The 26,300-nt window shown below is 57.7% G+C and carries 29 protein-coding genes and 2 tRNA genes; 19 read left to right on the top strand and 12 right to left on the bottom strand.

Going from position 1 to position 26,300, the window contains the following annotated elements:
- Positions 1 to 22 precede the first annotated feature (22 nt).
- From EAH74_RS19885 to EAH74_RS19860, 6 genes are all read left to right on the top strand, one after another.
- Entirely contained in the window at positions 23 to 2,248 is a 2,226-nt protein-coding gene (locus tag EAH74_RS19885) for an AsmA family protein (protein ID WP_140680555.1), read from the top strand.
- Positions 2,245 to 3,312 (top strand): A/G-specific adenine glycosylase, encoded by a 1,068-nt coding sequence (gene mutY, locus EAH74_RS19880; protein ID WP_140680553.1) that lies wholly within the window; start codon positions 2,245 to 2,247, stop codon positions 3,310 to 3,312. Before EAH74_RS19885 ends, mutY begins: the two co-directional genes overlap by 4 nt.
- Positions 3,309 to 3,581, top strand: a complete 273-nt coding sequence (locus tag EAH74_RS19875) for an oxidative damage protection protein (protein ID WP_008149405.1) — start codon at positions 3,309 to 3,311, stop codon at positions 3,579 to 3,581. Before mutY ends, EAH74_RS19875 begins: the two co-directional genes overlap by 4 nt.
- A 103-nt stretch (positions 3,582 to 3,684) precedes the next feature.
- Positions 3,685 to 3,760: transfer RNA gene (locus tag EAH74_RS19870), tRNA-Phe, on the top strand.
- A gap of 330 nt (positions 3,761 to 4,090) precedes the next feature.
- Positions 4,091 to 5,167, top strand: coding sequence for a hypothetical protein (locus EAH74_RS19865; RefSeq protein WP_140680551.1), 1,077 nt, complete (start codon positions 4,091 to 4,093; stop codon positions 5,165 to 5,167).
- 72 nt (positions 5,168 to 5,239) lie between these two features.
- Entirely contained in the window at positions 5,240 to 6,031 is a 792-nt protein-coding gene (locus tag EAH74_RS19860) for a TSUP family transporter (protein ID WP_140680549.1), read from the top strand.
- A gap of 144 nt (positions 6,032 to 6,175) precedes the next feature.
- On the opposite strand, the gene EAH74_RS19855 is transcribed toward EAH74_RS19860, so the two are convergent.
- Positions 6,176 to 6,625, bottom strand: coding sequence for a carboxypeptidase regulatory-like domain-containing protein (locus EAH74_RS19855; RefSeq protein WP_140680547.1), 450 nt, complete (start codon positions 6,623 to 6,625; stop codon positions 6,176 to 6,178).
- Positions 6,626 to 6,886: 261 nt separating this feature from the next.
- On the opposite strand from EAH74_RS19855, the gene EAH74_RS19850 reads away from it, so the two are divergent.
- The 4 genes from EAH74_RS19850 to EAH74_RS19835 all read left to right on the top strand — a co-directional run bounded on the left by EAH74_RS19850 (position 6,887) and on the right by EAH74_RS19835 (position 9,902).
- A complete protein-coding gene (locus tag EAH74_RS19850) occupies positions 6,887 to 7,945 on the top strand; it encodes a PDDEXK nuclease domain-containing protein (protein WP_140680545.1) in 1,059 nt (352 codons plus the stop codon).
- A gap of 69 nt (positions 7,946 to 8,014) precedes the next feature.
- The gene (locus EAH74_RS19845; protein ID WP_140680544.1) at positions 8,015 to 8,989 is read left to right on the top strand and encodes an alpha/beta hydrolase family protein; all 975 of its coding nucleotides are present in this window, start codon (positions 8,015 to 8,017) and stop codon (positions 8,987 to 8,989) included.
- A gap of 37 nt (positions 8,990 to 9,026) precedes the next feature.
- The gene (locus tag EAH74_RS19840) at positions 9,027 to 9,443 is read left to right on the top strand and encodes a hypothetical protein (RefSeq protein WP_140680542.1); all 417 of its coding nucleotides are present in this window, start codon (positions 9,027 to 9,029) and stop codon (positions 9,441 to 9,443) included.
- 6 nt (positions 9,444 to 9,449) lie between these two features.
- On the top strand, positions 9,450 to 9,902 hold the full coding sequence (locus EAH74_RS19835; RefSeq protein ID WP_140680540.1) for a hypothetical protein: 453 nt from the start codon (positions 9,450 to 9,452) through the stop codon (positions 9,900 to 9,902).
- A gap of 237 nt (positions 9,903 to 10,139) precedes the next feature.
- Here EAH74_RS19835 and gabP read toward each other — a convergent pair whose 3' ends face one another.
- Positions 10,140 to 11,531 carry a GABA permease gene (gabP, locus tag EAH74_RS19830; RefSeq protein ID WP_140680538.1) on the bottom strand — a complete coding sequence of 464 codons (1,392 nt, stop codon included), beginning with the start codon at positions 11,529 to 11,531 and terminating at the stop codon, positions 10,140 to 10,142.
- 553 nt (positions 11,532 to 12,084) lie between these two features.
- Here gabP and EAH74_RS19825 point away from each other — a divergent pair.
- The 7 genes from EAH74_RS19825 (at position 12,085) to EAH74_RS19795 (ending at position 18,032) form a co-directional block, all read left to right on the top strand.
- The gene (locus tag EAH74_RS19825) at positions 12,085 to 12,858 is read left to right on the top strand and encodes an ABC transporter ATP-binding protein (protein ID WP_007897462.1); all 774 of its coding nucleotides are present in this window, start codon (positions 12,085 to 12,087) and stop codon (positions 12,856 to 12,858) included.
- Positions 12,859 to 12,871: 13 nt separating this feature from the next.
- Entirely contained in the window at positions 12,872 to 13,618 is a 747-nt protein-coding gene (locus EAH74_RS19820; RefSeq protein WP_140680536.1) for an ABC transporter substrate-binding protein, read from the top strand.
- Positions 13,619 to 13,696: 78 nt separating this feature from the next.
- Complete coding sequence (locus EAH74_RS19815) at positions 13,697 to 14,392, top strand: ABC transporter permease (RefSeq protein WP_134419580.1); 696 nt, start codon at positions 13,697 to 13,699, stop codon at positions 14,390 to 14,392.
- A complete protein-coding gene (locus tag EAH74_RS19810) occupies positions 14,389 to 15,078 on the top strand; it encodes an ABC transporter permease (RefSeq protein WP_140680534.1) in 690 nt (229 codons plus the stop codon). Before EAH74_RS19815 ends, EAH74_RS19810 begins: the two co-directional genes overlap by 4 nt.
- A complete protein-coding gene (locus EAH74_RS19805; RefSeq protein ID WP_140680532.1) occupies positions 15,059 to 16,309 on the top strand; it encodes a methyltransferase in 1,251 nt (416 codons plus the stop codon). The genes EAH74_RS19810 and EAH74_RS19805 overlap by 20 nt, the downstream gene beginning before the upstream one ends.
- Before the next feature lie 276 nt (positions 16,310 to 16,585).
- Complete coding sequence (locus tag EAH74_RS19800; RefSeq protein WP_140680530.1) at positions 16,586 to 17,827, top strand: nucleoside deaminase; 1,242 nt, start codon at positions 16,586 to 16,588, stop codon at positions 17,825 to 17,827.
- Between the two features lie 129 nt (positions 17,828 to 17,956).
- Positions 17,957 to 18,032, top strand: a tRNA-Thr gene (locus tag EAH74_RS19795).
- 78 nt (positions 18,033 to 18,110) lie between these two features.
- Here EAH74_RS19795 and EAH74_RS19790 read toward each other — a convergent pair.
- From EAH74_RS19790 to EAH74_RS19775, 4 genes are all read right to left on the bottom strand, one after another.
- The gene (locus EAH74_RS19790; RefSeq protein WP_140680528.1) at positions 18,111 to 18,953 is read right to left on the bottom strand and encodes an oxidoreductase; all 843 of its coding nucleotides are present in this window, start codon (positions 18,951 to 18,953) and stop codon (positions 18,111 to 18,113) included.
- Between the two features lie 67 nt (positions 18,954 to 19,020).
- Positions 19,021 to 19,731 carry an SDR family NAD(P)-dependent oxidoreductase gene (locus EAH74_RS19785; RefSeq protein WP_140680526.1) on the bottom strand — a complete coding sequence of 237 codons (711 nt, stop codon included), beginning with the start codon at positions 19,729 to 19,731 and terminating at the stop codon, positions 19,021 to 19,023.
- Between the two features lie 43 nt (positions 19,732 to 19,774).
- The gene (locus tag EAH74_RS19780; RefSeq protein WP_140680524.1) at positions 19,775 to 20,431 is read right to left on the bottom strand and encodes a DsbA family oxidoreductase; all 657 of its coding nucleotides are present in this window, start codon (positions 20,429 to 20,431) and stop codon (positions 19,775 to 19,777) included.
- Positions 20,428 to 20,649, bottom strand: a complete 222-nt coding sequence (locus EAH74_RS19775; RefSeq protein WP_033058337.1) for a tautomerase family protein — start codon at positions 20,647 to 20,649, stop codon at positions 20,428 to 20,430. The genes EAH74_RS19780 and EAH74_RS19775 overlap by 4 nt, the downstream gene beginning before the upstream one ends.
- 220 nt (positions 20,650 to 20,869) lie before the next feature.
- Between EAH74_RS19775 and EAH74_RS19770 the strand changes: the two genes are divergently transcribed.
- Positions 20,870 to 21,193, top strand: coding sequence for a helix-turn-helix domain-containing protein (locus EAH74_RS19770; RefSeq protein WP_140680522.1), 324 nt, complete (start codon positions 20,870 to 20,872; stop codon positions 21,191 to 21,193).
- A gap of 53 nt (positions 21,194 to 21,246) precedes the next feature.
- Here the strand turns inward: EAH74_RS19770 and EAH74_RS19765 are convergent, their stop codons facing one another.
- Complete coding sequence (locus tag EAH74_RS19765) at positions 21,247 to 21,432, bottom strand: hypothetical protein (RefSeq protein WP_140680520.1); 186 nt, start codon at positions 21,430 to 21,432, stop codon at positions 21,247 to 21,249.
- 325 nt (positions 21,433 to 21,757) lie between these two features.
- Here EAH74_RS19765 and EAH74_RS19760 point away from each other — a divergent pair, with 325 nt between their 5' ends.
- Positions 21,758 to 22,051: a DUF3077 domain-containing protein gene (locus tag EAH74_RS19760; RefSeq protein WP_140680518.1), complete on the top strand. Its 294-nt coding sequence runs from the start codon at positions 21,758 to 21,760 to the stop codon at positions 22,049 to 22,051.
- A gap of 55 nt (positions 22,052 to 22,106) precedes the next feature.
- Here EAH74_RS19760 and EAH74_RS19755 read toward each other — a convergent pair whose 3' ends face one another.
- The 5 genes from EAH74_RS19755 to EAH74_RS19735 form a co-directional block, all read right to left on the bottom strand.
- Positions 22,107 to 22,784 (bottom strand): RES family NAD+ phosphorylase, encoded by a 678-nt coding sequence (locus EAH74_RS19755; RefSeq protein ID WP_140680516.1) that lies wholly within the window; start codon positions 22,782 to 22,784, stop codon positions 22,107 to 22,109.
- Entirely contained in the window at positions 22,784 to 23,194 is a 411-nt protein-coding gene (locus EAH74_RS19750) for an MbcA/ParS/Xre antitoxin family protein (RefSeq protein WP_140680514.1), read from the bottom strand. Before EAH74_RS19750 ends, EAH74_RS19755 begins: the two co-directional genes overlap by 1 nt.
- Before the next feature lie 151 nt (positions 23,195 to 23,345).
- Positions 23,346 to 23,633, bottom strand: a complete 288-nt coding sequence (locus EAH74_RS19745) for a type II toxin-antitoxin system RelB/DinJ family antitoxin (protein ID WP_140680512.1) — start codon at positions 23,631 to 23,633, stop codon at positions 23,346 to 23,348.
- Positions 23,634 to 23,855: 222 nt separating this feature from the next.
- Positions 23,856 to 25,139, bottom strand: coding sequence for an OprD family porin (locus tag EAH74_RS19740; protein ID WP_140680510.1), 1,284 nt, complete (start codon positions 25,137 to 25,139; stop codon positions 23,856 to 23,858).
- 250 nt (positions 25,140 to 25,389) lie between these two features.
- A complete protein-coding gene (locus EAH74_RS19735; RefSeq protein ID WP_140680508.1) occupies positions 25,390 to 26,061 on the bottom strand; it encodes a DsbA family protein in 672 nt (223 codons plus the stop codon).
- Positions 26,062 to 26,300: the final 239 nt, after the last annotated feature.

Here is a 26,300-nt window from a genome sequence, read left to right as displayed (position 1 = left end):
GACTAACTACAAGGACTCGCCCATGAAAGCGTTCGGCAAAATCCTGGGTCTGGTACTTCTCGGGCTGTTGCTGATCATTGTGGCGCTGGGCTTTGCCCTGACCCACCTCTTTGATCCCAACGACTATAAAGACGAGATTCGCCAGATAGCCCGCGACAAGGCCCACATCGAGCTGACGCTCAATGGCGATATCGGCTGGAGCCTGTTCCCGTGGCTGGGCCTGGAATTGCACGAAGCCAGCGTCGCGACCCTGGCCAAACCCACCGAGCCGTTCGCTGACTTGCAGATGCTCGGCCTGTCGGTTCGCGTGCTGCCGCTGCTGCGCCGTGAAGTGCAGATGAGCGATGTACGCGTCGAGGGCCTGAACCTGCGCCTGACCCGCGACAAGGACGGCCACGGCAACTGGCAAGACATCGGCAAGACACCGGCGCCAGCCACCCCCGCTACACCGCCCGCGACCACTGGCGAACCCGCGACTGAGACCACCGTCCAAGCGGAAAAACCGGCCCAGCCGATTCGCCTGGACATCGACAGCCTGACCGTCAACAACGCCCGCGTTGAATACAGCGACGAGAAAACCGGCAAGCAATTCAGCGCCGAAAGCATCCAGCTGAGTACCGGGCCGGTGCATGACTCCACCAACATCCCGATCAAACTCACCGCGTTCCTGGGCACCAACCAGCCGGTCTTGCGTGTCCGTACCGAGCTCAACGGCGAGCTGCGTTTCGAACGCGCACTGCAGCGCTACAAATTCGAAGACATGAAACTCTCTGGCGAAGTGGCTGGCGATCCGCTGCAAGGCAAAACCATGACCTTCGCCGCCCAAGGCCAGTTGCTGCTGGATAAAGCGGCGAATGTCGCCGAATGGACCGGCATCAAGATCTCCGCCAACCAACTGCGTGCATTGGGTGAACTGAAGGTCAACGACCTCGATAAAACTCCGCAAATCAGCGGCGGCCTGTCGATCGCCCAGTTCGATCTGGCGAAATTCATCGACAGCATCGGCCAGAAGCTTCCGGCGATGGCTGAAGGCAGCCTGAGCAAAGTCGAACTGGTCAGCCGTCTTGCCGGCACACCGACCAGCGTGATCCTGGACAACATCAACCTCAAAGTCGACGACAGCACCTTCAGCGGGCGCATCGCCGTCGAGGACTTCGCCAAGCAATCGCTGCGGGCGACCCTCAAGGCCGACACCTTCAACGTCGACCGATATCTGCCACCAAAATCCGCCGAAGCCAACAGTGCGACGCAGGTGCGTCAGGCCGAAGTGGCCAGCACCGAAGCCGACGCCATGGCTGGCCCGGGCAACACCCCGCTGCCGAACGCACCCACCAAAGATGCCTGGAGCAACGAGCGCCTGCTGCCGGTGGAACGCCTGAGCAAACTCGATGTGGACGCTGACCTGACCTTCGGCCAACTGACCCTCGATAAATTGCCGATCCAGAACGCTGCGCTCAAGGCCACAGGCCAGGGCGGTCTGCTGACGCTGGAGAATCTGCGCGGCGACCTGTACGACGGCAACTTCGACGCCAAAGGTACGCTCGACGTGCGCCAACAGGTGCCAGCGCTGAACATGCAGACGAGCATCACCAAAGTACCGGTGGAAAAAATCCTTGAAAGCCAGGGAAAAAACCCACCGGTCAAAGGTCTGGTGACACTCAACAGCAACCTGACCGGCAGCGGCAACAGCCAGAAAGCGCTGATCGAAACCCTCAACGGCAACGCCAGTTTCATCATCAACAACGGCGTGCTGCTCAATGCCAACCTGGAACAACAGCTGTGCAAAGGCATCGCCACCCTGAACCGTAAATCCCTCAGCGGCGAGCCACGGGGCAAGGACACACCCTTCCAGGAGCTCAAGGGCAACCTGACCTTCCGTAACGGCGTGGCCAGCAACCCGGACCTGAAAGTGCGCATCCCGGGCATGACCGTCAACGGCGACGGCGATGTCGATCTGCGGGTGCTGGGCATGGATTACCGCGTGGGCGTTATCGTCGAAGGCGACAAGAGCGACATGCCGGACCCGGCCTGCCAGGTCGGCGAGAAGTTCGTCGGCATCGAGTGGCCGCTGCGCTGCCGTGGCCCGCTGGAACTGGGCGCCAAGGCTTGCCGTCTCGATAACGAACGCATGGGTCAGGTCGCGAGCAAACTGGCTGGCGAAAAAATCAGCGAAAAAATCGACGAGAAGCTTGGCGACAAAGTCAGCCCGGAACTGAAAAATGCTTTGAAGGGGCTGTTCAAGCGATGAGAGCCGAGCAGTTTTCATCGGCGGTGCTGGACTGGTACGACCGCCACGGCCGCCACGACTTGCCTTGGCAACAGGGCATCACACCGTATCGGGTGTGGGTTTCGGAAATCATGCTGCAACAAACCCAGGTCAGCACCGTGCTGAACTACTTCGACCGCTTCATGGCCTCGTTGCCGACGGTCGAAGCCCTGGCCGCTGCGCCGGAAGACGAAGTCCTGCACCTGTGGACCGGCCTCGGTTACTACACCCGCGCACGCAATCTGCAGAAGACCGCGAAGATTGTTGTCGCCGAATACGGCGGCGAGTTTCCGCGGGATGTCGAAAAACTCACGGAGCTGCCGGGTATCGGTTTGTCCACGGCGGGCGCCATCGCCAGCCTGAGCATGGGCCTGCGGGCGCCGATCCTCGACGGCAACGTCAAACGGGTGCTGGCGCGCTTTACTGCGCAAGAGGGTTATCCGGGCGAGCCAAAGGTCGCCAAACAGCTGTGGGCGAACGCTGAGCGCTTTACGCCGCATGATCGGGTCAACGCCTACACCCAGGCGATGATGGATCTGGGCGCCACGCTTTGCACCCGTAGCAAGCCGAGTTGCCTGCTCTGCCCGCTCGAAAAGGGCTGCGAAGCGCACATGCTTGGCCTGGAGACGCGCTACCCGATCCCCAAACCGCGCAAAGCCGTGCCACAGAAGCGCACGCTGATGCCGATGCTCGCCAACGGTGACGGCGCGATTCTGCTTTACCGTCGCCCTTCCACGGGCTTGTGGGGCGGTCTATGGAGCCTGCCGGAACTCGACGACCTCGACGACCTGCAACATCTGGCTTCGCAGCATTCGCTGGAGCTTGGCAGCCAACAGGCGCTGCCGAGCCTGGTACACACCTTCAGTCATTTTCAGTTGTCCATCGAACCCTGGCTGGTTCAGGTCCAGGAGGCCGGCCATCACGTGGCCGAGGCCGACTGGCTCTGGTATAACCTCGCCACCCCGCCGCGCCTGGGCCTTGCCGCCCCGGTCAAAACCTTGCTCGAACGCGCGGCCGCCGTATTGAACGCAGGAGAGTCGTCATGACCCGCACCATCATGTGCCGCAAGTACAAAGAAGAATTGCCCGCCCTGGAGCGCGCTCCATTTCCAGGCGCAAAAGGTCAGGACATTTTTGACCACGTCTCGGCCAAAGCCTGGGCAGACTGGCAAAAGCACCAGACTCTGCTGATCAACGAAAAACGCCTGAACATGATGAACGCCGAAGACCGCAAATATCTTCAGGGCGAGATGGACAAGTTCTTTTCCGGCGAGGAATACGCCAAGGCTGACGGCTACGTTCCGCCGGCTGAATAATCCCGCTTTTTCGAGGGTCGGAACGTAAGCGACGGTAATAATTAAAATTTTTTTGAAAACTTTCTTGACGACCCCCTGAAAAACCAGTTTAATGCGCCCCGTTGCCCAGATAGCTCAGTCGGTAGAGCAGGGGATTGAAAATCCCCGTGTCGGCGGTTCGATTCCGTCTCTGGGCACCAAATACCGAAAACCCTGAATCGCAAGATTCAGGGTTTTTTTATGTCTGCGATTTGATGAGGCACTGTTCCAGCATTATCGAAGCGCCGGACGAAGCATCAATTCCCCACCACCTGTCGACGCCAGCACGCGCCTGTAACGCTTGCCGAGACCGAATCCCGACAAGCATTACAGGCATTGGTGATCGGCCCTTCTTGATAGTCTCTCGGGCCTGTCGGAACGCTCCGTATGCTTTAACGGAAATGGATGACATACGCTGATCATCGGATTGGGCAGAATCGGAACAGGAGCTGCCGCATAACCGGGAGCAGATACATAACAGGATGTTGACAATGATTGACGCTATTAAACCGGACGTCGAAACCGCTGAGCTTACTGAACAGGAAATCAGAACGTTCAGCTTTGATCATCGGCAGTCAACATTGCTTCACTACTTCGCTGAAGCGCTGGCCGCCATCGGCGGGCCGCAGGCACCAGGAGCCAAGTCCAAAGCCTCTCTGGCAGCCACCGAATTAAAGCGCTCGTTTTCGAAAGACCAATGCGAACTGCTGGGTGCCTACTCCGATGGCCTTGTTTGCGTGTTGATCTTTGAAGGGCTGCAAAAAATCACCGATGTCAGCCCTCCAAATGAACTACCCGACCTGACATCCCTGGAAAATCGATACGACGTCCTTTGCCTGGCCGCCCGTAATCAGATCTTGTTGAAACTGGTGGATAACAGTGCCTTTGCCTATGACATGGACAACGAAGGAAAACTGGTTCGATTGGTGGCCAACTTCAAGGGTGGCGGGCTCATCAAAATCAATGCCGAGCCGGAAATCAACGAACTGAGTTCCCATTCCGGCCTCGCTCTTGGTCCGCATACCGAGGCGCCTTACTGGTGCGCCGTGAGCGCGAAAGACGGGCACTCGCCCTCTCCGTCGTCGCTCATACTTTCCGCCTTGTGGAACCCGAGCCTGGAACCTACGCGGGTCATTCCACTACCTCCCATACTCGAAAAAATTGGCGTCACCCACTGCCTCGCACTGACCACGGATAGCTTCCAGTTCACTCGTAGTGACTCCTTTGTCAGTGGCAAAGGGGAAGATGGGCGCAACGTTTCGATTCTGGAGTTCGACGACAAGGTCGGGTTCGCAGCCCGCTTTAACTCGTATCGCTTTTCGGTCAATGACAACGTCTCGACCTTTGTCAAAACGGCTTACACCGCCCTTTGCCTGGGCGTGGGCGAGGCAACCCCGATTGAATACACGCTGACCCAGGAGTCGGCCATGGCCATCAATAACATCCGGGCCTTGCACTGTCGCGATGTCATCAAAGACAACAGACGAGTCCTTGTTCGCATTTTCGGACTTTCAAAATTTTCTTCCCCTCTCGTTATTTCAGAGGACCCGTTACTGCTGCAGGGCTGATTTTTCAAGTATTCAGGCCGTTGAACGACCCGTCATTTGATGACTGGCCAATAACGAAAAAGAGGGAATGTAATGTCTTGGGATGTCATTGGCATGTTGGCGCTCGTCGCTTTTTGCGCCGGTTTTTTTGATGCGATTGCCGGTGGTGGCGGCTTGATCACCTTGCCGGCCTTGTTTCTGGCGGGCGTAGATCCGATCAGTGCAATTGCAACGAACAAATTCCAGGCCGCGTCGGCAACTATTTCGGCAACTGTAACCTTTGCTCGCAAAGGAATGATTGAGTGGCGCGAAGGCCGCTTCCTGGTTATCTGCGGATTTATTGGCGGTGCCAGTGGTGCATTGCTGGTCAGCTCTATTGATAAGCGCTATCTGGAAGTTTGCGTGCCTATCATGCTGATTCTGGTAGCCATCTATTTTTCGTTTTCTCCAAAACTGGCCAATGAAGATCGACGCAAGAGAATCGGTATTCTGCTTTTTTCGTTTACCGTGGCGCCGATCCTGGGCTTTTACGACGGCATATTTGGCCCCGGTGTGGGCTCTTTTTTTATTGTCGCGTTTGTACTTCTCTGCGGCTTGGGCATGATGCGGGCCATGAGTTTCACCAAACTTGCCAACGCCTCATGCAACCTGGGCTCTCTGGCGGTCTTCATTACCAAGGGTGTGATTATCTGGCCGATTGCCATAGCCATGGCTTTGGCGGCCTTCATCGGTGCTCAATTGGGTGCACGAGCCGCTGTCCGGGTCGGTCCACGGTTGATTAAACCCATGTTGATCGTGGTCTGCTGCGCCTTAGCCATCAAGTTGCTGAGCGTAGAGACCAATCCTTTGCGCGTTGCGGTCATCAACTCATTGGCTTCGTTATGATTACCGGTCGGCGCTGATCAGCGCTTATTGCCTTCAATTTTGATTGCAGCCGACCGGCCCCGCCCAAATACCGAAAACCCTGAATCGCAAGATTCAGGGTTTTTTTATGTCTGGGATTTAGTTGATGACGCTACGCAGTCGTCGCTAGTTCTCAGTCCCCCAGTGGAAGACCAGGTTGCGAGCGGCGCCGCTGCCTACATCCGCCGTTTCACGCCGCACCTCACCTTTATGCGTGGCGACAACTGTGTACTTGCCGGGAGGCAGCTGAACGTAGACCAGCGGACCCGCCTCACTCAGTGTCAGCACGGGCTGCCCCTCGACTTTCTGGATGATTACATCCACGTCGGGAATGTATTGGCTCGCAGGCCCGGTGGAGAAGGTCATGTGCAGGTTGTACCCAGTGGCTTGCTGGATGGCCTTTGACTCATCCTCGCCAACACCGCCGGACAAGTAAGCGATCCCGTTTTGCTCTTGCCTCTGGACTTGCACGCCCGAGCTGTCGATAGGCTCCAGGCTGGCGGTCGGTGAAATGGCTGGAAACATCAACACGCCGACTGCGGCGATGGGCAACATGAGTGAATGGACGTACTTCATGATGGCGACTCCCGGGCTCCACAGAGCCCTATCGTTACTCCTTTTAGATTTCTCGCTGAATGCTCAAGTTTTAGATTGATTAGTACTTGGGTTCACTGCGAATCGGACTACACGTTGTATTCTTCAAGCGCGGATTGCCGTCGCCGTGATCCCGCAAAACCAGTCGGACTTTCCTTCCGGTTTACCAGCCGCGCCCGGCATCGCCGACCGACCCACACCTGCAATCCTCTTCTGCCTGTTCATCCAGCCGCGGAAGATTTCATGAGCGCACTCAAACCCGATAACACCCAAGACCCGCAACTCGCCTCACTGCTTGGCAATCTTGGCGAATTGATCCGTCAGGCGCGGCAGAAGGTGCTACGTGCGGTCGATACCGTCCAGGTGCAAACCTGCTGGCAGATCGGACGGCATATTGTGGAGTTCGAGCAGGAGGGGGCCCGGCGGGGGGGCTATGGAAAGCAGCTACTGTCGACGCTGGCGAAAGTACTGACGTCGGGGTTCTGGAAAGGTTTTGACGAACGCAACCTCCGATACATGCGGGACTTTTATCAGACCTTTCCAATTTGGAACGCAGTGCGTTCCGAATTGAGCTGGACCCACTACCGCAGACTGCTACGAGTCGACAACGACAATGCTCGCCATTGGTACATGAACGAATCAGCCCTGCAGAACTGGTCAAGTCGCGCCCTCGAGCGCCAGATCAATACCCTCTATTACGAACGCTTGCTGGCGAGCCGCGACCGGGCCGCCGTCAAACAGGAAGCCGCCACCAATATCCAGCAAATGAACGCCAGCCCTCGGGATTTCATCCGGGACCCAGTGCTACTGGAGTTTCTCGGCCTGCCCAATGCGGGCTTGATCCAGGAAAGCGAACTTGAACAAGCCTTGATCAATCAACTCCAGGGCTTCCTGCTCGAACTGGGCAAAGGCTTCGCCTTCATCGCTCGCCAGCAACGTATCAGTACCGAGAGTAAAGACTTCTACATCGATCTGGTGTTCTACAACTACCTGCTCAAGTGCTTCGTCATCTTCGACCTCAAGCGCGGCGTACTGACCCACCAGGATGTCGGCCAGATGGACATGTACGTGCGCATGTACGACGACCTCAAGCGCGGACCGGAGGATGGTCCCACCGTCGGCCTCATTCTCTGCGCGCAAAAAGATGAATCGGTGGTTCGCTATTCAGTGCTGCAAGGCAACGAACAACTGTTCGCCAGTACCTACAGACTGGTACTGCCGAGCGAGGAGGAACTTCGCACAGAACTGGATCGGGAATGGGCGGTGCTTGAGGAGCGATTACTCAAGCAGATGCCCCGATAAGCACGGGTGGATTGTTCATAAACGACGTGAAGACTATGGTGATTGGCTAACCGTAAAGGTCCAAAGCCGATGAATTTGCAGGACATGCCTTCACTGGCCCCGACACAACTTGAACTGCCGTTACCCACCGGCACACCCGGTGACTCTTTCAAGGAGCCCGCCGCAGACGGCTTCATCCTTGGCGGCTTTACCTGGAGGCACCCCCGTCAGGACGCTACCCGCCCGGTCGTCATCATCAACGCCGCCACCTCAGTCCGCTGTCGCCACTACTCACGCTTCGCCGATTACCTGTACGCCAACGGCTTCGACGTGATCACTTACGACTACCGTGGCATCGGCGAATCGCGACCCGCGTCGCTGAAAGGGCTTCGGGCTTCATGGTCAGATTGGGGCGCGCTGGACTTTGAGGCGATGCTCAAGCGCGCTCAGCGTGAATTTCCCGGGCAACCCATCGATGTTGTAGGCCACAGCTTTGGAGGCTGTGCAGCGGGCCTGGGAGCTTCCGGGCATATGATTCGACGTCTGGTGACCGTCGGTGCGCAATTCGCTTACTGGCGCGATTACGCGCCCGCCCATCGCTGGCGGATGTTCGGCAAGTGGCATCTGGTGATGCCGTTGATGACATTGCTTTGCGGTTACTTCCCCGGCAAACGTCTCGGCTGGCTAGAAGACACCCCCGCTGGCGTGGTTCGCGACTGGAGCATGCCCACCGCGCACTACGAGAAACGCCCCAGCGGTCGCGTCCTTCACGCAAAATCCGGGCGACTGCCCTTCTCATCCGTCACCGCACAAAACCTGGCCATCAGCATCAGCGACGATCCTTACGGCACGATTCCAGCCATCGAACGGCTGCTGGGTTACTTCACCAACAGCACGAACGCCCACTTGCGGATCACCCCCGAAGACATCGGCGAAAAAGAAGTCGGACATTTCGCCTTTTTTCGTAGCCCATACCAAGCCACACTATGGCCCATTGCATTGTCCTGGTTGCAGACCGGCAAACTGGCCCCCGACACACCTGGGCGGCTAGTGCCACGCAACTGACTGATGCGCCCACTCAACGGAATACGGAACGACGCCCATGGCATCCGCCAACAAGCAGAACAAACGCGCCACACGCGCTAAAGCCAAGGCCAAGCAAAACCGCACCCAACGGGCCGCCGCGCCGGTCGAGCTGGACCCGAACGACGACCGCATCGACTTCGAATCGGTGGACCTTACCGACCTGTTCAAAGAAATGATCGACGCGCAAAAGATCAGCCAACAAGCCATGTGCGCGGCGTTTCTTGAACACCCGCTGCTCGCGCTGGTGCTGGAGCAGGAAGGCGAAGAAACAGCGACAGACTTTATCGTCGCAGCGCTGATCGAATATCGCCAATGGTCCACCGAAGTCGACGAAGCCGGCGCATTGGCGTGGATCGAATCACCGGCCTTCCAGGCCGACTACGTGGCGGCGTCCGACGCCATCGCGGCTCAAACCCAACAGAAAGCAAACTGAGTTCCCATGGCCTCCCTGAACAAGCAACAGAAACGCGCCAAACGCGCCAAGATCAAAGCCAAGCAAATCAATATCCACGGTAGAAAACCCGTCGCACTGGACGATGATCTGGGTGAAATCGGCGAGCAGGTCCCGGAATACACCCTGGCAATGTTCAGCAAAATGCGCGACGCAGAAGCCACCAGCCGCAACGACATGTTGCTGACCTTGCTGTCGAACCTCGCCAGCATCATCAGCGACCATCCAGAACTGCTGGACATGGAAAACGCCGACAACGAAGCCATGGCCGCCACTCACCTGGCCGCCGACATGCTGATCGATTACCGCATGTGGGCCGACGGCATGGACCGCGACACCGCCCAGGCCTGGCTGACGGATCCGCAGTTCATCACTGACTTCGGCACGGCGCTCGACAGCTATCGCGAGTCGCTGGATGCTCTGGAAGAAAAGGCTGAGTAAACACCGGTCAAGCCATAACGCAATCTGTAGCAGCTGGCGAAGCCTGCGTTCGGCTGCGAAGCAGTCGTGAAGTCAGACAATGCGGTCCTTCAGAATTACCTCGTGCGCAGGTTTTACGACTGCTTCGCAGCCGAACGCAGGCTTCGCCAGCTGCTACAAGGTGTGCGCTACCAGGAAGAAACAAAAACGGCCGCTTGTCATCACTGACAGCGGCCGTTTTGCGTTATGCGGTACGAATTAGTTCAGCACCACCGCACCCATCTTCTGCAGCTTGCGACGACGAGCCACAAACAAACCGGCAGCCACCACCAGCAAACTCAGCAAACCGGTCGCGAGGATCTCCACGCGATGCGCTTCCTGGAACAGCATGATGGTCAGGGCCGCAACGATGAAGATGATCACCGCGTAGGTCAGGACCGGGAACAGCCACATGCTGAAGGCGATTTTTTCACCGCGTGCCACGCGCTGCTTGCGCATACGCAATTGCGAGATGGCGATCACCAGGTACACCAGCAGCGCGATAGCGCCGGAGCTGGCCAGCAGGAATTCGAACACGGCGGCCGGGGCCACGTAGTTGGCGAAAACCGCGATGAACGCAGCACCAGTGGACAGCATGACGGCCCAGTACGGCGTGCCGCTCTTGTTGGTGCGCTGGGAAACGGCCGGTGCATCACCGCGCTTGCCCAGGGAGAACATCATGCGTGAGGCCGTGTACAGCGCCGAGTTCAGGCAGCTGGTCACAGCAACCAGCACCACGATGTCGACGATCAGCTTGGCATTCGGGATGCCCATGCGTTCAAGCACGGTCTGGTAGGAGCCGACGGCGGCCAGTACCGGGTCGTTCCATGGCACCAGGGCCACAACGATGAAGATCGATACGAGGTAGAACAAGCCAATCCGCCAGATCACCGAGTTGGTGGCCTTGGAGATTTGCTGGCCAGGGTTCTTCGATTCCGCGGCTGCGATGGTCACGATCTCGGTGCCCATGAAGGAAAACATGGTGGTCAGGATCGCGCCCAACACTGCGCCCATGCCGTTTGGCAGGAAGCCCTGGGTATCAAACAGGTGCGAAACGCCGCTGACCTGGCTGTTCGGCAGGAAGCCGAAGATCGCCAGAATGCCGAGACCGATGAAACCGATAATTGCGATGACTTTGACCAGGGCGAACCAGAATTCGAACTCACCGTAGTTCTTCACGCTGAACAGGTTGGTCACCGTCAGCAGCAAGGTGATGATCAAGGTGAAGGCCCAGATCGCCACATTCGGGAACCAGGCGTGCAGGATGGTCGCGGCGGCGTTGGCTTCCAGCGGAATCACCAACACCCAGAACCACCAGTAGAGCCAACCGATGGTGAAACCGGCCCAGTGACCGATCGCGCGATCGGCGTACGTCGAGAAGGAGCCTGTGTCCGGCGAAGCCACGGCCATTTCGCCGAGCATGCGCATCACCAGCACCACCAGCATACCGGCGGCAGCGTAGGCCAACAGCACGGCCGGGCCTGCAGCGGCGATGGCGTGGCCGGAGCCCACGAACAGGCCGGCGCCGATAACCCCGGCGATCGACAACATGGTCACATGACGCGGTTTGAGCCCCTGTTCGAGGCCATTGGAGCTTGGGGTACTGCTCATTGAAACTACCTTTGTAAGGGAAAGCGATTTGCATCCATCCCGTCTGGCGTTCCTTCTCGTAAAAAGAAACCAACGGGGCGTTCCGGATTCTGCACGCAATAATTGCGCCAAAATGTTTCAAAACGCCCAAGCATGGGGCTCTCCGCTTGACCGGACAGTCATCGCAACTCATTGAGATTAATGGCAATTCGCCAGAGCGTTACCCTGCGACCCACTTTAAGAACGAAACAGCGCACCAGAAACACGGCCAAAAATATAGCGACGCACAATAAAAGTGCGGTTCAGGAACGTTTGGCCGGTTAGCGCTTCCAACCCCCCGTCAAAGCTGGCAACATCGCGCCCTTTTTTACGGGACAGCCGCGGGGCGTCTGGTTCAAACGGCTGTTCGGTTGATAGCAGCGCGACAGTCTGCTGTACCGATGCGACAACCTGCCACAGGTCACCCGTTTACCGCCCGTAGCGCTGTTGGCTGGCATTCAGACGCTATGCTAGCTTGGCCGCCTCGCCAGGAAGGCCGCCAACAGCAGGAGCGAAATACTTATGAGGAACGCACATGGCTGAGGCCACGCCCGCGCTTGAAATCCGCAACTTGCACAAACGCTACGGACAGCTTGAGGTGCTCAAAGGCATCTCGCTGACCGCCCGCGACGGCGACGTGATCTCGATCCTGGGTTCTTCCGGTTCCGGCAAGTCCACCTTCCTTCGTTGCATCAACCTGTTGGAAAACCCGCATCAGGGACAAATCCTGGTGGCCGGCGAAGAACTCAAGCTCAAAGCCGCCAAGAACGGCGAATTGGTTGCTGCCGATGGCAAGCAGATCAATCGCCTGCGCAGCGAGATCGGTTTTGTGTTTCAAAACTTTAACCTCTGGCCGCACATGAGCGTGCTCGACAACATCATCGAAGCGCCGCGCCGCGTCCTCGGTCAGAGCAAGGCTGAAGCCATCGAAGTCGCCGAAGCCTTGCTGGCCAAGGTCGGCATCGCTGACAAACGCCACGCCTACCCGGCGCAACTCTCCGGCGGCCAGCAACAACGCGCGGCCATCGCCCGCACGCTGGCCATGCAGCCCAAGGTGATCCTGTTCGACGAGCCCACCTCTGCCCTTGACCCGGAAATGGTCCAGGAAGTACTTAATGTCATCCGCGCATTGGCCGAAGAAGGCCGCACCATGCTGCTGGTCACCCATGAAATGGGCTTCGCCCGTCAGGTGTCCAGCGAGGTGGTGTTCCTCCACCAGGGCCTGGTAGAAGAGCAAGGATCGCCACAGCAGGTGTTCGAAAACCCGCTTTCGGCGCGCTGCAAACAATTCATGTCCAGCAACCGCTAACGGAGCTACCCGCATGCAGAACTACAAAAAAATCTTCCTGGCTGCTGCCGTCACTCTGGCCTTCAGCGCCGGTGCTGCCGCCGAGACCTTGAAGATGGGCATCGAAGCGGCCTACCCGCCGTTCAACAACAAAGATGCCAGTGGCAATGTCGTCGGCTTCGACAAAGAAATCGGCGACGCTCTGTGCGCCAAGATGAAAGTCGAATGCACCGTGGTCACGTCTGACTGGGACGGCATCATTCCGGCCCTGAACGCCAAGAAATTCGATTTCCTGATCTCCTCGATGTCGATCACCGACGAGCGCAAGCAAGCGGTGGACTTCACCGACCCGTACTACTCCAACAAGCTGCAGTTCATCGCCAAAAAAGACGTCGACTTCAAAACCGACAAGGATTCCCTGCAAGGCAAAGTGATCGGCGCACAACGTGCGACCCTCGCCGGCACCTGGATGGAAGACAACATGGAAGGCGTTGAAGTCAAACTCTACGACACCCAGGAAAACGCCTACCTCGACCTGACCTCAGGTCGTCTGGACGGCATCCTGGCGGACAAGTACGTCAACTACGAGTGGCTGAAAAGCGACGCCGGCCGACCTTACGAATTCAAAGGCGACCCGGTGGAAGAAAGCGACAAGATCGGTATCGCTGTACGTAAAGGCGATGAGATTCGTACGAAGCTGAACACCGCACTGAAAGAAATCGTCGCTGATGGCACCTACAAAAAGATCAACGACAAGTACTTCCCGTTCAGCATCTATTGATTCTGACCTGCCGGGCCGGCGCCGTTATTTGACGGCGCCAGTCCCTGGCATTGCCTGCCGCGATTTGAAAAGAAATCCATGACTATCGATCTCTACGGATTCGGCCCGGCGCTTGCCGCTGGCGCGCTGATGACTGTGAAACTGGCACTCTCGGCCTTGTGCCTGGGGCTGGTGCTCGGTCTGCTCGGCGCCTTGGCCAAGACTTCCCCGTACAAGCCGCTGCAATGGCTTGGCGGCACTTATTCAACCCTGGTTCGCGGCATCCCTGAATTGCTCTGGGTGCTGTTGATCTACTTCGGCACGGTCAACTTGATGCGTGCCCTGGGCGAGTTCTTCGGCAACCCCGACCTCGAACTCAATGCCTTCGCCGCTGGCGTGATTGCGCTGGGACTGTGCTTCGGCGCCTACGCCACGGAAGTATTTCGTGGTGCGATTCTGGCTATCCCCAAAGGTCACCGCGAAGCGGGTGTGGCGTTGGGTCTGTCGAAATTCCGTATCTTCACCAAACTGATCATGCCGCAGATGTGGCGCATCGCCCTGCCCGGGCTGGGCAACCTGTTCATGATCCTGATGAAAGACACCGCGCTGGTGTCGGTCATCGGCCTGGAAGAAATCATGCGCCATGCACAAATCGGCGTGACCGTGTCCAAACAGCCGTTCACCTTTTATATGGTGGCCGCGTTCATGTACCTGGGCCTGACGATTCTCGCCATGACCGGCATGTACTTCATGGAAAAACGCGCCGCTCGCGGCTTCGCGAGGAGCACCCAATGAACTGGGAAGTCATCATCAAGTGGCTGCCGAAACTGGCTCAGGGCGCGACGCTGACCCTGGAACTGGTGGCCATCGCCGTGATCGCCGGTTTGCTGCTGGCAATTCCGCTGGGCATCGCCCGCTCATCACGACTTTGGTACGTGCGGGCCATTCCCTACGGCTACATCTTCTTTTTCCGTGGTACGCCGTTGCTGGTTCAACTGTTCCTGGTCTACTACGGGCTGGCGCAGTTCGACGCGATCCGTAACAGCTCGATGTGGCCGTACCTGCGCGATCCGTTCTGGTGCGCCACGGCGACCATGACATTACACACCGCGGCCTACATCGCCGAGATCCTGCGTGGCGCGATTCAGGCGATTCCGCCAGGCGAGATCGAAGCGGCGCGCGCCTTGGGCATGTCCCGGGCAAAAGCGCTGGTCTACATCATCCTGCCCCGTGCCACACGCATCGGTCTGCCAGCCTACAGCAACGAAGTCATCCTGATGCTCAAGGCCAGCGCCTTGGCCAGCACCGTGACCCTGCTGGAACTGACCGGCATGGCCCGCACCATCATTGCCCGGACCTACCTGCCGGTGGAGATCTTCTTCGCCGCTGGCATGTTCTATCTGCTGATGGCTTACGTGCTGGTACGCGGCTTCAAGCTGCTGGAGCGCTGGCTGCGCGTCGATGCCTGCCAAGGGCGTTGATTGCTGCGTGCTGACGGGCGAGGCGTTACTCGCCCGCTTCACGGCGCTGGATGCTTTTCTGATTGAGCATGAGGCGCTGTGGAAGCCTCGGCCGTTTACTCATCTGCAGCTTCCCTGGGAGGCGTCCTACCCCGAGTTGTCTGTATGGCTACGCGGCAGGTCGTTGGAGGATGCGGAAAATGCTCATAACCAACCTGCTCTTCTGGATGCGCCGGAGCCCTTCGCTTCACTGGCGGCGTTTTCCCTTGAACTGAGCGCTGTAGGTGGATTGCCGGCTCATGCACTCGAAGCAGCTGGCCATCGGCTGAATGTCGATGTGCCGGGGCGCAAGTGGCAGCAGATCGAGGCGTTTGCCAGTCGGCTGAAATTTTCTGACGCGCCGAAGCATTGGCTGGATTGGTGTTCGGGCAAGGGCCATTTGGGGCGACGACTGTTGCAAACCGGTCAGCAGCTCACTTGCGTGGAATACGACCCGGCGCTGGTCGTCAGCGGCCAGGCCCTCAGCCAGCGTCATCATTTGCATGCGCTTCATGTCGAGCAAGACGTGCTCGCGCCCGGTGCTGCCTCTTTATTGAATGCTGACCACACACCAGTAGCGCTGCACGCCTGCGGTGATCTTCATGTGCGGCTAATGCAACTCGCGAGCGCCACCGGTTGCAAGCAGCTGGCCATCGCCCCTTGCTGCTACAACCGGATCAGTGTGAGCGAGTATCAGACGCTTTACGCTGCGGGCATGCGATCCAACCTACAACTGTCGCTCGAAGATCTCTCGCTGCCGATGAGCGAAACCGTCACCGCTGGCGCTCGCGTCCGACGCCAACGCGATACTTCCATGGCCCGGCGCCTGGGTTTCGACCTGCTGCAACGGCAACTGCGCGGCGTTGACGAATACCTGCCCACCCCTTCCCTACCGAGCGCCTGGCTGGATAAATCCTTCGCCGATTACTGCCATCATTTTGCCTCGCTAAAGGAGTTATCCACAATCGGACCGCAAGATTGGCCAGCGCTCGAAGCTACCGGTTGGCAGCGACTGGCCGAAGTGCGCAATCTCGAGCTGCTGCGCGGACTTTTCCGACGCCCGCTGGAGCTGTGGCTGGTACTCGATCGAGCCCTTTTCCTCTCCGAGCAAGGGTATGCGGTTCGCCTCGGCACCTTCTGCGAAAGCGCGCTCACCCCGCGTAACTTCCTGATCCTCGCTGAGCGCCCTAAAAGCGCCTCAACCTGTGGATAACTCTGTTGATGAAATTATCGTGGATCCAATATATACGGCTGTTTAGGGGCTGAAACACAACTGTTCAATTTTCGTACACCTGTAAAAAAAGCGGAAAAACAGGCATTTGCGAGCAAATGAGAACGGGTCCGCAAATTTGCCTCTAAGTAGATGCGGAACAGATCCCGTTGTGCATAAGCATTCAGCCAAAACAACATAACAACCTGCGAAACCTCAACTATCTTTGCCAAACGCCAGAATTGCCTGGCGTTCAAACAGCAAGGAGCTGGGAAAAACATGAGCACATTGAACAGTGCGCAGGAAGCCGTAGATGCCGTCGCCAACCAAGCCATTGATGCTGCGCTGCAGCAAACTTTCGCGGTGGGTGGTGCCATCATCAACAACGCAACTGGCGAAGTCATCGCCGCGCTGCACAACAACGTGCTGATGCCTTTCCCCGGCAGTGGCACCACGTACTTCCTACCTCATGACCCGACCGCCCACGGCGAGCGGCAATTGGTGGACTGGTACTACGAAAACGTCGCGCCATTGAACCTGCCACCGCCCAATCAGTTGACTGTCGTTACCACGCTTGACCCGTGCGCCATGTGCGCCGGTTCACTGCTGACTGCAGGATTTAACGTCGCCGTCAGTGCGATCGATGACTACGCAGGCATCAACTACAACAGCCAGTTCACCTTTCCATCGCTGCCGCCGCAGATCCGCCAACAGGCGCAGGACACTTGGGGTTATTACGCGATTGCGGCACCTGTCAGCCGGACCTATCAGGGCTCGACCAGTCCGGTGTTTGCTGGCCAGACCATCGACTCAGCGGCTTACTTCCTCACCAGCTCGATCTTCTCCGCCAGCGTCAACACCGTGCGCGAGGCCAGCAATAACAGCGGTCTGCCGCCGGATCAACTGCAAAACCCGGCAAACCTACCGGCCAACAGCAAAGTCCGCCAAGCGCTGACTGCGCTCAGCCCGTTTGCGTTGACCGTGCAATCGGCGAACCCGCGCGACCCCGGCGCAGAACTCGCCCCGCCACTGTTACAAACCGCACAGCACAGCCCGGTGTTCAACTCGGTGGCCCTCATCGATCCATTCGGCAACCTGCTGGTGTGTCTGGGAGGCGTCGAGAACCAGTCGCCCATTCGTACAGCGTTCATGGAAACCACCCGCAACTACGCGGTCATGCGCTGGACCCTGATGAACGACCCCGACCCGGCGGTTCGCGCCCAGGCCGAGCAATACCTGACGCATCCGAAGTACGGCACCTTCGTCTTCCTCTACGCCCCCGACCCCACCACCCCGCAGGCCGTGATGACCTTCGGCGCATACGGTTCGACCATGGAAGGCCCGGTGCCGCAGAGCTATCCGTCCAACCTTCAATACGTGCTGCTGCCGGGCAACACCACCGCCCAAGCGTTGTCGACACTGGCCCAAAACCTGCCGCCGTTTTACACGCAAAGCGTGCAAGTAGCGCCCGCGCAGGTGCTGAGTCAGGACTTGATTCAAGCGGTTAAAAACGGCGTGTAATGCTTTAAAGCAATCGCATTGGCCGGCCCCGCAGAAGCCTCCGCGGGGCCGGCCTGACGCCTATGCAAAAATAGTCTGAATTCAGGGGTTTACAGAACCAACCCAATCGCTATAATCGTCGCCCAACACGCCGGTATAGCTCAGTTGGTAGAGCAACTGACTTGTAATCAGTAGGTCCCGGGTTCGACTCCTGGTGCCGGCACCATACAAAACAAAGCCCTCGTAGAAATACGAGGGCTTTGTTGTTTCCGGGGTTTGAGTTTCTATGCCCCAAGGGTTTCGATCAGTCGAACTCCGTCGACTCCGAAAGGTGCTCCCAAGCGTCAATTTCCGCCTGAAGCTGCGCAATCTTTTCGCGCACCAGCCTCACTGCATCCTTACCCAGTAACAAATGAACCGGCGGCTTTTCAGCAGCCACCAGGGTCAACAACGCCTGCGCCGCTTTGTGCGGATCGCCGGCCTGCTTGCCGCTCTTTTCTTCACGCGCCTTGCGGACCGGATCGAACACCGCGTCGTACTCACTCAATGTGCGACCCGAACGGATCATCGAGCGGCCTGCCCATTCGGTACGAAACGAGCCGGGCGCCATGGCGGTCACGTGGATGCCCAGACTTTCCACTTCTTTGGCCAACGCTTCACTCACGCCTTCGAGGGCGAATTTACTACCGCTGTAATAGGCGATGCCCGGCAACGTGATGAAGCCGGCCATGGAGGTAATGTTGACGATATGCCCGCTGCGCCGCTCACGCATACCGGGCAGAACTGCCTTGATCATTGCCACCGCGCCAAACACATTGACGTCGAACTGGCGCTGCATCTCCGTCAGCGGTGACTCCTCGAGGATGCCCTCATGACCATAACCGGCGTTGTTCACCAACACGTCGATCTGGCCCACCTCGCGCAGGATGTCGGCCACCAGCGGCTCGATCGCCGGAAAATCGGTGACATCGAGCACGAACGCTTTGGCGCGATGGGCGTCCAGTGCTTCGAACGCCGCACGCTCGGATTCGCGCCGCACCGTACCCACCACCGTGTGCCCCGCCGCCAGCGCTGCTTGCGAAAAAGCCAGGCCGAAGCCTGAACTGACCCCAGTGATCAGGAAAACCTTGTGAACATGGGTGGTCATCGTGCGCTCTCCAATGAAAACGCCGTCGACATTGATCGACGGCGCTGTGGACAGATCAGGTCAGGTCTTAGTGACCCGCGCTCTGACCACCATCAACGTGCAGGATCTCGCCGGTGACAAAGTTGGCGCCGTCCAGATACACAACCGCCTGAGCAATGTCGCTGATCTCGCCCATGTGCCCGACCGGGTGCAGATTGCCCAGCGCTTCATGGGTTTCTTCGCCGTGCATTGGCGTCTTGATGATGCCGGGGCTGACCGCGTTCACACGAATACCGCGTTTGGCGTATTCAATGGCCAGGGATTTGGTCGCCGAGTTCAAGCCACCTTTGGTCAGCGAAGCCAGTACCGATGGCACACCGTCAATTGCGTGGTCCGTCAGGCTGGTGGTGATGTTGACGACGTGGCCTTTGCCCTGTTTTTCCATCTCGGTGATCGCGAGTTGGGTGATGTAGAAGAAACCGTTCAGGTTCACCGACAGCACGGTGGCGTAGTCTTCAGCGGTGTACGCGGTGAACGGCTTGGCAACGAAGATCCCGGCGTTGTTGACCAGGGTGTCGATGCGGCCAAAGCGTGCGATGGCTTCACGGATGACTTGCTGGGCGACTTCCGGGTTGCCGATGTCGCCCGCCACGGTGAGGATGTCCGGGTCGGTGGACGGTTTGATCGAGCGCGAAGTGGCGACAACCTTGTAATCCAGATCACGGAACGCCTTGACCATGCCTGCGCCGAGACCTTGGGAGGCGCCAGTAATAACGATGACTTTCTTCGAATTGCTCATGATGAACCTCTACTAATAAATGATGGTTTGAAAAAGTAAGTAATCAGGCTTCGGCGGGGGCCTTCGCCATTTGTCTCAACATCTGTTCGTAGTACTCGACCGACTGCGAACCGGACACCAGGTGACGACCGTTCAGCACCATGGCCGGAACCGAATTGATGCCGCGCTGGCGGTAAAACTCTTCCAGCTCACGCACTTCTTTGGCGAACGCACCGGACGCCAACACCTCTTGAGCAGCCGCCGCATCCAGTCCCGCTTCAGCAGCCAGACCCACCAGCGTCTCGCGATCGCTCGGGTTCCGGCCGTCGGTGAAATAAGCGCGCAGCAGGATCTTCTTCAGTGCGACCTGCCGCCCTTCCTGCAACGCCCACATCAACAACCGGTGAGCATCAAACGTGTTGTAGAAGTGGCTGCGCTTCTCCAGATCGAACTTGAAACCGATGGCCGCGCCACGTTCGATCTGCATCGCCTTGCCGGCGGCGACGTCTTCGGCGGTTCGTCCATATTTGCGCATCAAATGCTCAACCGCTTTTTCGCCGACTGCCGGCATGTCCGGGTTCAACTCGAAGGGCTTGTAGGTCAGTTCCACCGAAACCTCACCGGCCACGTTCTCGATCGCCTGCTCCAGCGCCGTCGCACCCAAGGCGCACCACGGGCACACCACGTCGGAGATGAAATCGATGGAGACGGACGCGGTCATGACTTGTCCTCCGCCTCTGCCAGCTGCCTGCGGTACTGGGTGGTGGTGATCCCGGCATAGCCCCAGTTATCGGTGTCGACTTCTTCGATCACGATGTGGGTCAGGTGCGGATCCTTCTTGAGAACGCGTTCCAGGGTTTCAGTGATTTCGGCGATCACCTGAGCTTTCTGCTCAGAGGTAACGCCATCGCGGGTGATGCGAACGCTTACGAAAGGCATGAGGAATCTCCAGTGACCTTCCCTTCGGAATGAATGGGTAGGCGTTGGAGTTCAATGTAGGGAGTTAGCTGGAGGGGATAAAGGTGGGGGCGGGAACATCATTAGTTACTTGGTGTAATGAGTTATGTCTCGCAGACACAATACGTTTTCATCAAAAACGATCAATCGACTAGCCTGCGTTTATCGCAAATTTTAGATAACTCAAAGGAGGGAGGCATTCATGGCAGTTCAATTTTTCGACAGCCCATTCCATGTCACGCATGACAGCGAAGTCGCTAGCAAAAAAGCGTTGAAGATGGAGCTATCGATATTCATCACTGACTACATCAAAACCCTGGGCCTCAAACAAAGTGAGGCTGCAGCCAGGTTGAACGTGACCCAATCACGCGTTTCAGAGCTCACCACTGGCAAGATCGAGAAATTTACGATCGATGCAATGATGGACATGCTGGATAAACTCGGCTTTCGAACGACTTTTACGTTGCCATCCAACGATGCCGGGGCTTTGCCTCAGATCGTCATTTCACAAGCTAACGCCTGCTAGACGTTGTGCGATTTTGCAGTAGGACTCAGTCCCTTCTGATGTAGTCCGTCTTGTTACGTGTCGCTTTTTTTCACTTTCAGCGACACGTTATTAGAACGTGTCGCTGGAGACGACATAGGCGAGTCGATGCGTTTCTTCGTTAACGGCCTCCCATCAACGATTGGAAGCGTTTGGCTCTCATTCATTTCGCGTACAGATTCCAGCAAATCCTTTTGAAACTTATCCAATTCGATATCCATTCCTGATGCCTTCTTCAGCAAGTCGACAAGGCCTCAACAAGCCTTTTTCAAATTATGAAAATTATGGCTGGGCAATAATTATTGCCCAGCCATAAAAACCACTAAAACCTTCAACCCACGCCACCACCTAGCCACGATTGTGCATTCTTTCCCCTCCAGCTACCTTCAACCCGTCGCTGCCAATTCAGCGACCGGGCCTGAGAACTCGAATTCGATGCAGGAACCAACCGGAGTTCTCCTTATGCATGCCCGCAATCCATTCAAAATTTTCGCTACTGCCACACTGGGTCACCCGCCACCACCGCCCAAAAACCGGAGGTGCCCAATGACCAACCCCCAAGATCTGAAAACCATCGGCCTCACCCCTTTCTCCTTCCACGGCAACCAACCACTGTTCCGCATCAACGCCGGTGTCCCGGTGATCAAAGCCCTCTCCCACGCTTCCGATCTGCTCCACATCGCCAAACTTCTCGCATCTGACGCCGCCATGGTTCGTGACACTGACCGGCATGCCTGGGCGTCGCACTTTTTGCAGGATATGAGTAAGGCGATCATCGATGACGTAGCGAAGGTGCTCGATGCACCGGGTAACAACCGAGCCAGTAACGTCGCGCCATAAACAAATCGCACACAAGAAAAAGCCCCGAATCAATCGGGGCTTTTTAGTTTCCGGCTCACACCTCGCTGACTTCAAACACAAACGAAATCTTCCGACTGCTCGCACTCCACACATAACGAATGTGCTTGCCTTGCTTCGGAATAGACACGGCCGGCGGACGAAACGCAGCGACACATTCATGCCCAGGCAGCCGGACGCTGTTGTATAGCAGCCCCCACGACAAGGTTTCACGCAGTTGCCGGGCAAAGGCTTGTGACGGCCCGTAAGCGTCAGGATTCGGGTGGTGCAGGTCCGGATAGTTTTGGCGGATGTCGTGCATCGGTTTGACGACTTTGTTGACGTAGGTGCGCAGGGTCAACTCGATGTCGGGTTCGTTGGTCGCGGCGAGGAAGCGTTCCTGGTGATAGCTCGTTTCGGCGATGGCGGCGGCCTGGCTGCTGGCGGCGTAGTAGACGCCATAGGTGCCGTCGGTGAAGCGGCTGGTTTTGCCGATGTGGGTGAACGCGGCCATGACCGGTGATGAGCCGGGGCCGGAGATTCGGTCTTCGGGCAGCACGCGGGAGAGCACGCCGGCTTCTTGCACCAACCGGTCGTTGGTCAGGGCTTCCAGGGCGTAGGCGGTTTGCAGGTCTTCGGGGTCGAGTACGTCCTCAAACAGGGTGATCGGGGGGAACGCGCTATTGATCATCCGGTAGGCACGGTTCCACTCGGGGAGCACGACTTCCGGGGCCATCAGCCGCGGACGCCATCGAGGTAGCGACGCACGTCAGCGATGTCCACCACCCGGCCGGCCAGCATATAGCTCAACGCGGATTGACCATTGAACGGCGCAGCGGTGTTCGGACTGCTGACCCATTTGTAGGCGCGGTCGCGGTTGTTGCTGAAGATGATGCTCAGGGCTTTGTGGATGCCCATCAAGTAGGAGATGCGCTCCAGGGTGTCGTGAGGGAGACGCACATTGGGCGGCAAGTGTTTGTATTTATAGAAGGTGGTGTTGCCGACCTTGCCCAGTAGCGTGCGCTGTTCTTCGGCGGTGCAGCCCCAACGCTCCATCAGGTTGAAGAAGAACTTGAGCGCCACACGGCCGGCTTCCGGGGTGTCGAGCTCTTGGGGAGCGGTGCGGACGGAGGATGAAGTGGCCATTGGAAGGACTCCTTCGGGCAAAGGGATGTGCCTTCAGAGTAGTACAGATCCGAACATGTTTTAAATTTTTGTTCGTTTACGGATTTTCTAAGGCTTTTCGACGATCACGGTTTCCACGGTGATTTGCTTATTTGTGCGTACTTTGGGCAGCTCAGCGCGCTTTTGCTTTTTTTCCGATTTCACCATCAGCGTCCCTCAGCATGTCGTCTATCGAGTCGAACCGCTGGCGAATATCTCGTGCTTCCATCATGGCGCGGGCCGTCTTCTCCGAAGGGACGTGTACCTCAAACGGGAGGCCCTGAGTTGCTACAACCTGACGAAGAAAAAGACGCATGGCATCACTGATGCTCAGGCCGCAAGTACCCAAGACCTCAGTAGCCCGCGCCTTCAAATCCTCATCAATGCGGCAACGCACTGTAGTTTTCAGCAATATGCCCATGGTAGTAACCAAAGTCAGCTGGATTTCTCGCCCAATATTTCAACCGTTTGAGCGCGCGATGAATATCAGCCTGATCCCTTTCCTACTCAAGAACCGTCCCGGTTCAACGCAGGAAATAGCTGAGCGCGTTGAGCTCTAAATCGCGCCCACAAAAAAGCCCCGAACCAGTCGGGGCTTTTCCTTTCTCAGCCTTGCATCAGGCCTCGATAGCGCAACCGATCATCAGAAAATGTTGATCGGGTAATCCACGAACACACGCACTTCATTACCGCTGGAGTTGTACTCACTCGATTTCTGCGACACACGCAGGATCGAGCTGCGCAGTTTCACGCTCAGGTCTTTGGCCGGGCCACTTTGCACGACGTACTTGAACTGGTTGAAGATTTCGCGCTCGGTGCCGCCTTCGCTGGTGGAGGTGGTGATGTTGTCGCCGCGCACGTAGGCAAAGTTGTAACTCAGGCCTGGAATACCGAAGGTGCTGAAGTCGAGGCCGTAGCCCAGCTGCCAGCTGCGTTCGTCTTCGGCGTTGAAGTCAGACCAGTAGGAGTTCGCCAGGTAGATGGTGTTGCCGCCGTCGCCGACGCGACCTTGATCCTTCTGGTAGCCGCCGTAGGGGTAGCCCAGGTTGCTGTCGCCGGTGCTGCGCTGGTGGGCGAGCGTGAACGAGTGCGCGCCGGTGGCGAATGTGGCGGCCAGGCTCCAGATCTTGTTGTCGTCGCCGGTCGCACCGCTTTCGCGAACGTAGGAATCGTCCAGCTTGGTCCGGTAGCCGTTGAAGTCCAGGGTCAGGGACTGATCCTTGTCGATCGGGAACACGTAGTTGGCGTTCACGTATTGCTTCTTCAACACGTCTTCGACGTCGGAGGCGTACAGCGCAGCCTTGAACTGTTCGGTGAACTGGTAGCTACCGCCCAGCACGTTGATCGACTTCAGGCCAGCGCTGTCACGGCCTTCAGCGCTTTTGCGCGATTCGGCGGTGAAGCGACCGGCGTTCAGCTCCAGGCCTTTGATCTCCTTGGAGGTGATCAGGGTGCCGGTGTAGCTTTCCGGCAGCAGACGCCCGTTGTCGTAGCTCAACACCGGCAGGACCGGCATCTGGTCGCCATAAGTCAGAACGGTGCTGGATACGCGGAATTTTACCGCGCCACCGGCTTTGGCCAGGTCGCCGGCGGGGTTACCGCTGTCGCCTTCCTTGAAGAAGTCGATGCCTTGGCCACCGCTGTGGCTACCACGGTCCAGACGCAAGCCGTATAGACCGAAGGCATCAACGCCCACGCCGACGGTACCTTGGGTGAAGCCCGAGGTGTAGGTGCCGATGGCAGCCTGACCCCATTCACGCTGGTCATCGTTACCGTCTTTTTTGTCGCGATTGATGTAGGCATTGCGCAGCAGCACTTTGAGGCTGCTGTCTTCAACAAAACCCTTGGATTCGGCCTGGTCGTTAGCCATGACCTGTGTAGCGCTCAACATCCCCAGAGCGATCAGGCTGATTCGCTTGTTCAACATTTTGTTCTTTTCCTTATGACCGGTTGATACGCGCTGTGTCGAACGGCTGAAACGGCGCTATCGCACTCTTTTTTCACCCCAAACAAAAAGGCCCGCGCACGAAGAAATCGTGGCGGGCCTTTTTGTTATTTTAGGATCATGGCGGTTAGCCACAGGCGTGGGGCGAATCCTAGCCGCGCCCTTAACGATGTGTCAATTTCATGAATCGTCTGTAAATATGTGGAAACGTCTAAGAAATCACTTGTCGACGTCAGTGGGCGCAGCCGTTCAGGCCACAGGCTTGAAGCTCCAAAGATGACGCTTGTCCGGGAAGCGACTGACTCAGCCATGCCACGAAGGCTTGCGGCTTGCCGAGCCACGGGCTGATATCGATCAGGTTGAATTGGCCGTTGTGTTCCAGGGCGAAGGTCGGGAAACCCTGACCGCCCACCTCGGCCAGGAATGCTCGACTGTCCTTGATGTGGCGATCGGTTTCAGCTTTGTTGAAAGCAGCCTGGAACGCCTGGGGTTCCAGACCGATGTCTTGTGCGAGTTCAAACAGGACCGCTTCATCGGCAATGCGTCGACCTTCCTCGTAGTGAGCACACTGCAAACGCCCCAGCAACGCCAGTCCTCGGCCGGCGATCTGCTCGGCTGCCAGCACCGCGGCAATCGGCGGTGCGGAATCGAACACCGCTGTCTCATCGCGCAGCAATCCTTCGAAATACGCCTCGCCGAACGGCTGGCCGGTGTACTCGGCAATGCGTCGGTCGTGGGGTATCACGTAGTTGCGCAGTTGTGGCGAAACGGTCTGGCGGTTGGCGCCGGTCATCATGCCGCCGCCGTGGGCGATCACTGGCAACACAGCCTGAGCGGCTTGCACCAACGGTTTTGCGCCATAGCACCAGCCGCATAACGGGTCGTAAATGTAGTGAAGGATCATGAGAAGACTCCGGCAAAAGCGTAGGAAAAACAGATGCCGGCAGATTAGTCCTCCTCCCGTTTCTGAAAAACGCTGCAATGGCTTTCAGTCTGTTTCAGGAATCGGTCGAATGGCCTCACGGCTCCACTGTAGCCATCTCGACACAATTCGAAATAATCAAACAGCGAAACCTTTCAAGAATAATTAACGGAAGTAAATAACAAGCATTACCATTCGCACCCTCGAGTTTCTCCACCCTT

Origin of the sequence: Pseudomonas mandelii, assembly GCF_006438925.1 — a bacterium.
Lineage (GTDB): Bacteria > Pseudomonadota > Gammaproteobacteria > Pseudomonadales > Pseudomonadaceae > Aquipseudomonas > Aquipseudomonas mandelii_C.
Note: the sequence above shows the minus strand (reverse complement) of the source record. Positions and strands in the feature narration are given on the sequence as shown.

Excerpts from the sequence above, each read along its gene's own strand:
- EAH74_RS19885 (WP_140680555.1), top strand. The coding sequence starts at position 23 with ATGAAAGCGTTCGGCAAAATCCTGGGTCTGGTACTTCTCGGGCTGTTG.
- mutY (WP_140680553.1), top strand. The coding sequence starts at position 2,245 with ATGAGAGCCGAGCAGTTTTCATCGGCGGTGCTGGACTGGTACGACCGC.
- EAH74_RS19875 (WP_008149405.1), top strand. The coding sequence starts at position 3,309 with ATGACCCGCACCATCATGTGCCGCAAGTACAAAGAAGAATTGCCCGCC.
- EAH74_RS19865 (WP_140680551.1), top strand. The coding sequence starts at position 4,091 with ATGATTGACGCTATTAAACCGGACGTCGAAACCGCTGAGCTTACTGAA.
- EAH74_RS19860 (WP_140680549.1), top strand. The coding sequence starts at position 5,240 with ATGTCTTGGGATGTCATTGGCATGTTGGCGCTCGTCGCTTTTTGCGCC.
- EAH74_RS19855 (WP_140680547.1), bottom strand. The coding sequence starts at position 6,625 with ATGAAGTACGTCCATTCACTCATGTTGCCCATCGCCGCAGTCGGCGTG.
- EAH74_RS19850 (WP_140680545.1), top strand. The coding sequence starts at position 6,887 with ATGAGCGCACTCAAACCCGATAACACCCAAGACCCGCAACTCGCCTCA.
- EAH74_RS19845 (WP_140680544.1), top strand. The coding sequence starts at position 8,015 with ATGAATTTGCAGGACATGCCTTCACTGGCCCCGACACAACTTGAACTG.
- EAH74_RS19840 (WP_140680542.1), top strand. The coding sequence starts at position 9,027 with ATGGCATCCGCCAACAAGCAGAACAAACGCGCCACACGCGCTAAAGCC.
- EAH74_RS19835 (WP_140680540.1), top strand. The coding sequence starts at position 9,450 with ATGGCCTCCCTGAACAAGCAACAGAAACGCGCCAAACGCGCCAAGATC.
- gabP (WP_140680538.1), bottom strand. The coding sequence starts at position 11,531 with ATGAGCAGTACCCCAAGCTCCAATGGCCTCGAACAGGGGCTCAAACCG.
- EAH74_RS19825 (WP_007897462.1), top strand. The coding sequence starts at position 12,085 with ATGGCTGAGGCCACGCCCGCGCTTGAAATCCGCAACTTGCACAAACGC.
- EAH74_RS19820 (WP_140680536.1), top strand. The coding sequence starts at position 12,872 with ATGCAGAACTACAAAAAAATCTTCCTGGCTGCTGCCGTCACTCTGGCC.
- EAH74_RS19815 (WP_134419580.1), top strand. The coding sequence starts at position 13,697 with ATGACTATCGATCTCTACGGATTCGGCCCGGCGCTTGCCGCTGGCGCG.
- EAH74_RS19810 (WP_140680534.1), top strand. The coding sequence starts at position 14,389 with ATGAACTGGGAAGTCATCATCAAGTGGCTGCCGAAACTGGCTCAGGGC.
- EAH74_RS19805 (WP_140680532.1), top strand. The coding sequence starts at position 15,059 with ATGCCTGCCAAGGGCGTTGATTGCTGCGTGCTGACGGGCGAGGCGTTA.
- EAH74_RS19800 (WP_140680530.1), top strand. The coding sequence starts at position 16,586 with ATGAGCACATTGAACAGTGCGCAGGAAGCCGTAGATGCCGTCGCCAAC.
- EAH74_RS19790 (WP_140680528.1), bottom strand. The coding sequence starts at position 18,953 with ATGACCACCCATGTTCACAAGGTTTTCCTGATCACTGGGGTCAGTTCA.
- EAH74_RS19785 (WP_140680526.1), bottom strand. The coding sequence starts at position 19,731 with ATGAGCAATTCGAAGAAAGTCATCGTTATTACTGGCGCCTCCCAAGGT.
- EAH74_RS19780 (WP_140680524.1), bottom strand. The coding sequence starts at position 20,431 with ATGACCGCGTCCGTCTCCATCGATTTCATCTCCGACGTGGTGTGCCCG.
- EAH74_RS19775 (WP_033058337.1), bottom strand. The coding sequence starts at position 20,649 with ATGCCTTTCGTAAGCGTTCGCATCACCCGCGATGGCGTTACCTCTGAG.
- EAH74_RS19770 (WP_140680522.1), top strand. The coding sequence starts at position 20,870 with ATGGCAGTTCAATTTTTCGACAGCCCATTCCATGTCACGCATGACAGC.
- EAH74_RS19765 (WP_140680520.1), bottom strand. The coding sequence starts at position 21,432 with ATGGATATCGAATTGGATAAGTTTCAAAAGGATTTGCTGGAATCTGTA.
- EAH74_RS19760 (WP_140680518.1), top strand. The coding sequence starts at position 21,758 with ATGACCAACCCCCAAGATCTGAAAACCATCGGCCTCACCCCTTTCTCC.
- EAH74_RS19755 (WP_140680516.1), bottom strand. The coding sequence starts at position 22,784 with ATGGCCCCGGAAGTCGTGCTCCCCGAGTGGAACCGTGCCTACCGGATG.
- EAH74_RS19750 (WP_140680514.1), bottom strand. The coding sequence starts at position 23,194 with ATGGCCACTTCATCCTCCGTCCGCACCGCTCCCCAAGAGCTCGACACC.
- EAH74_RS19745 (WP_140680512.1), bottom strand. The coding sequence starts at position 23,633 with ATGGGCATATTGCTGAAAACTACAGTGCGTTGCCGCATTGATGAGGAT.
- EAH74_RS19740 (WP_140680510.1), bottom strand. The coding sequence starts at position 25,139 with ATGTTGAACAAGCGAATCAGCCTGATCGCTCTGGGGATGTTGAGCGCT.
- EAH74_RS19735 (WP_140680508.1), bottom strand. The coding sequence starts at position 26,061 with ATGATCCTTCACTACATTTACGACCCGTTATGCGGCTGGTGCTATGGC.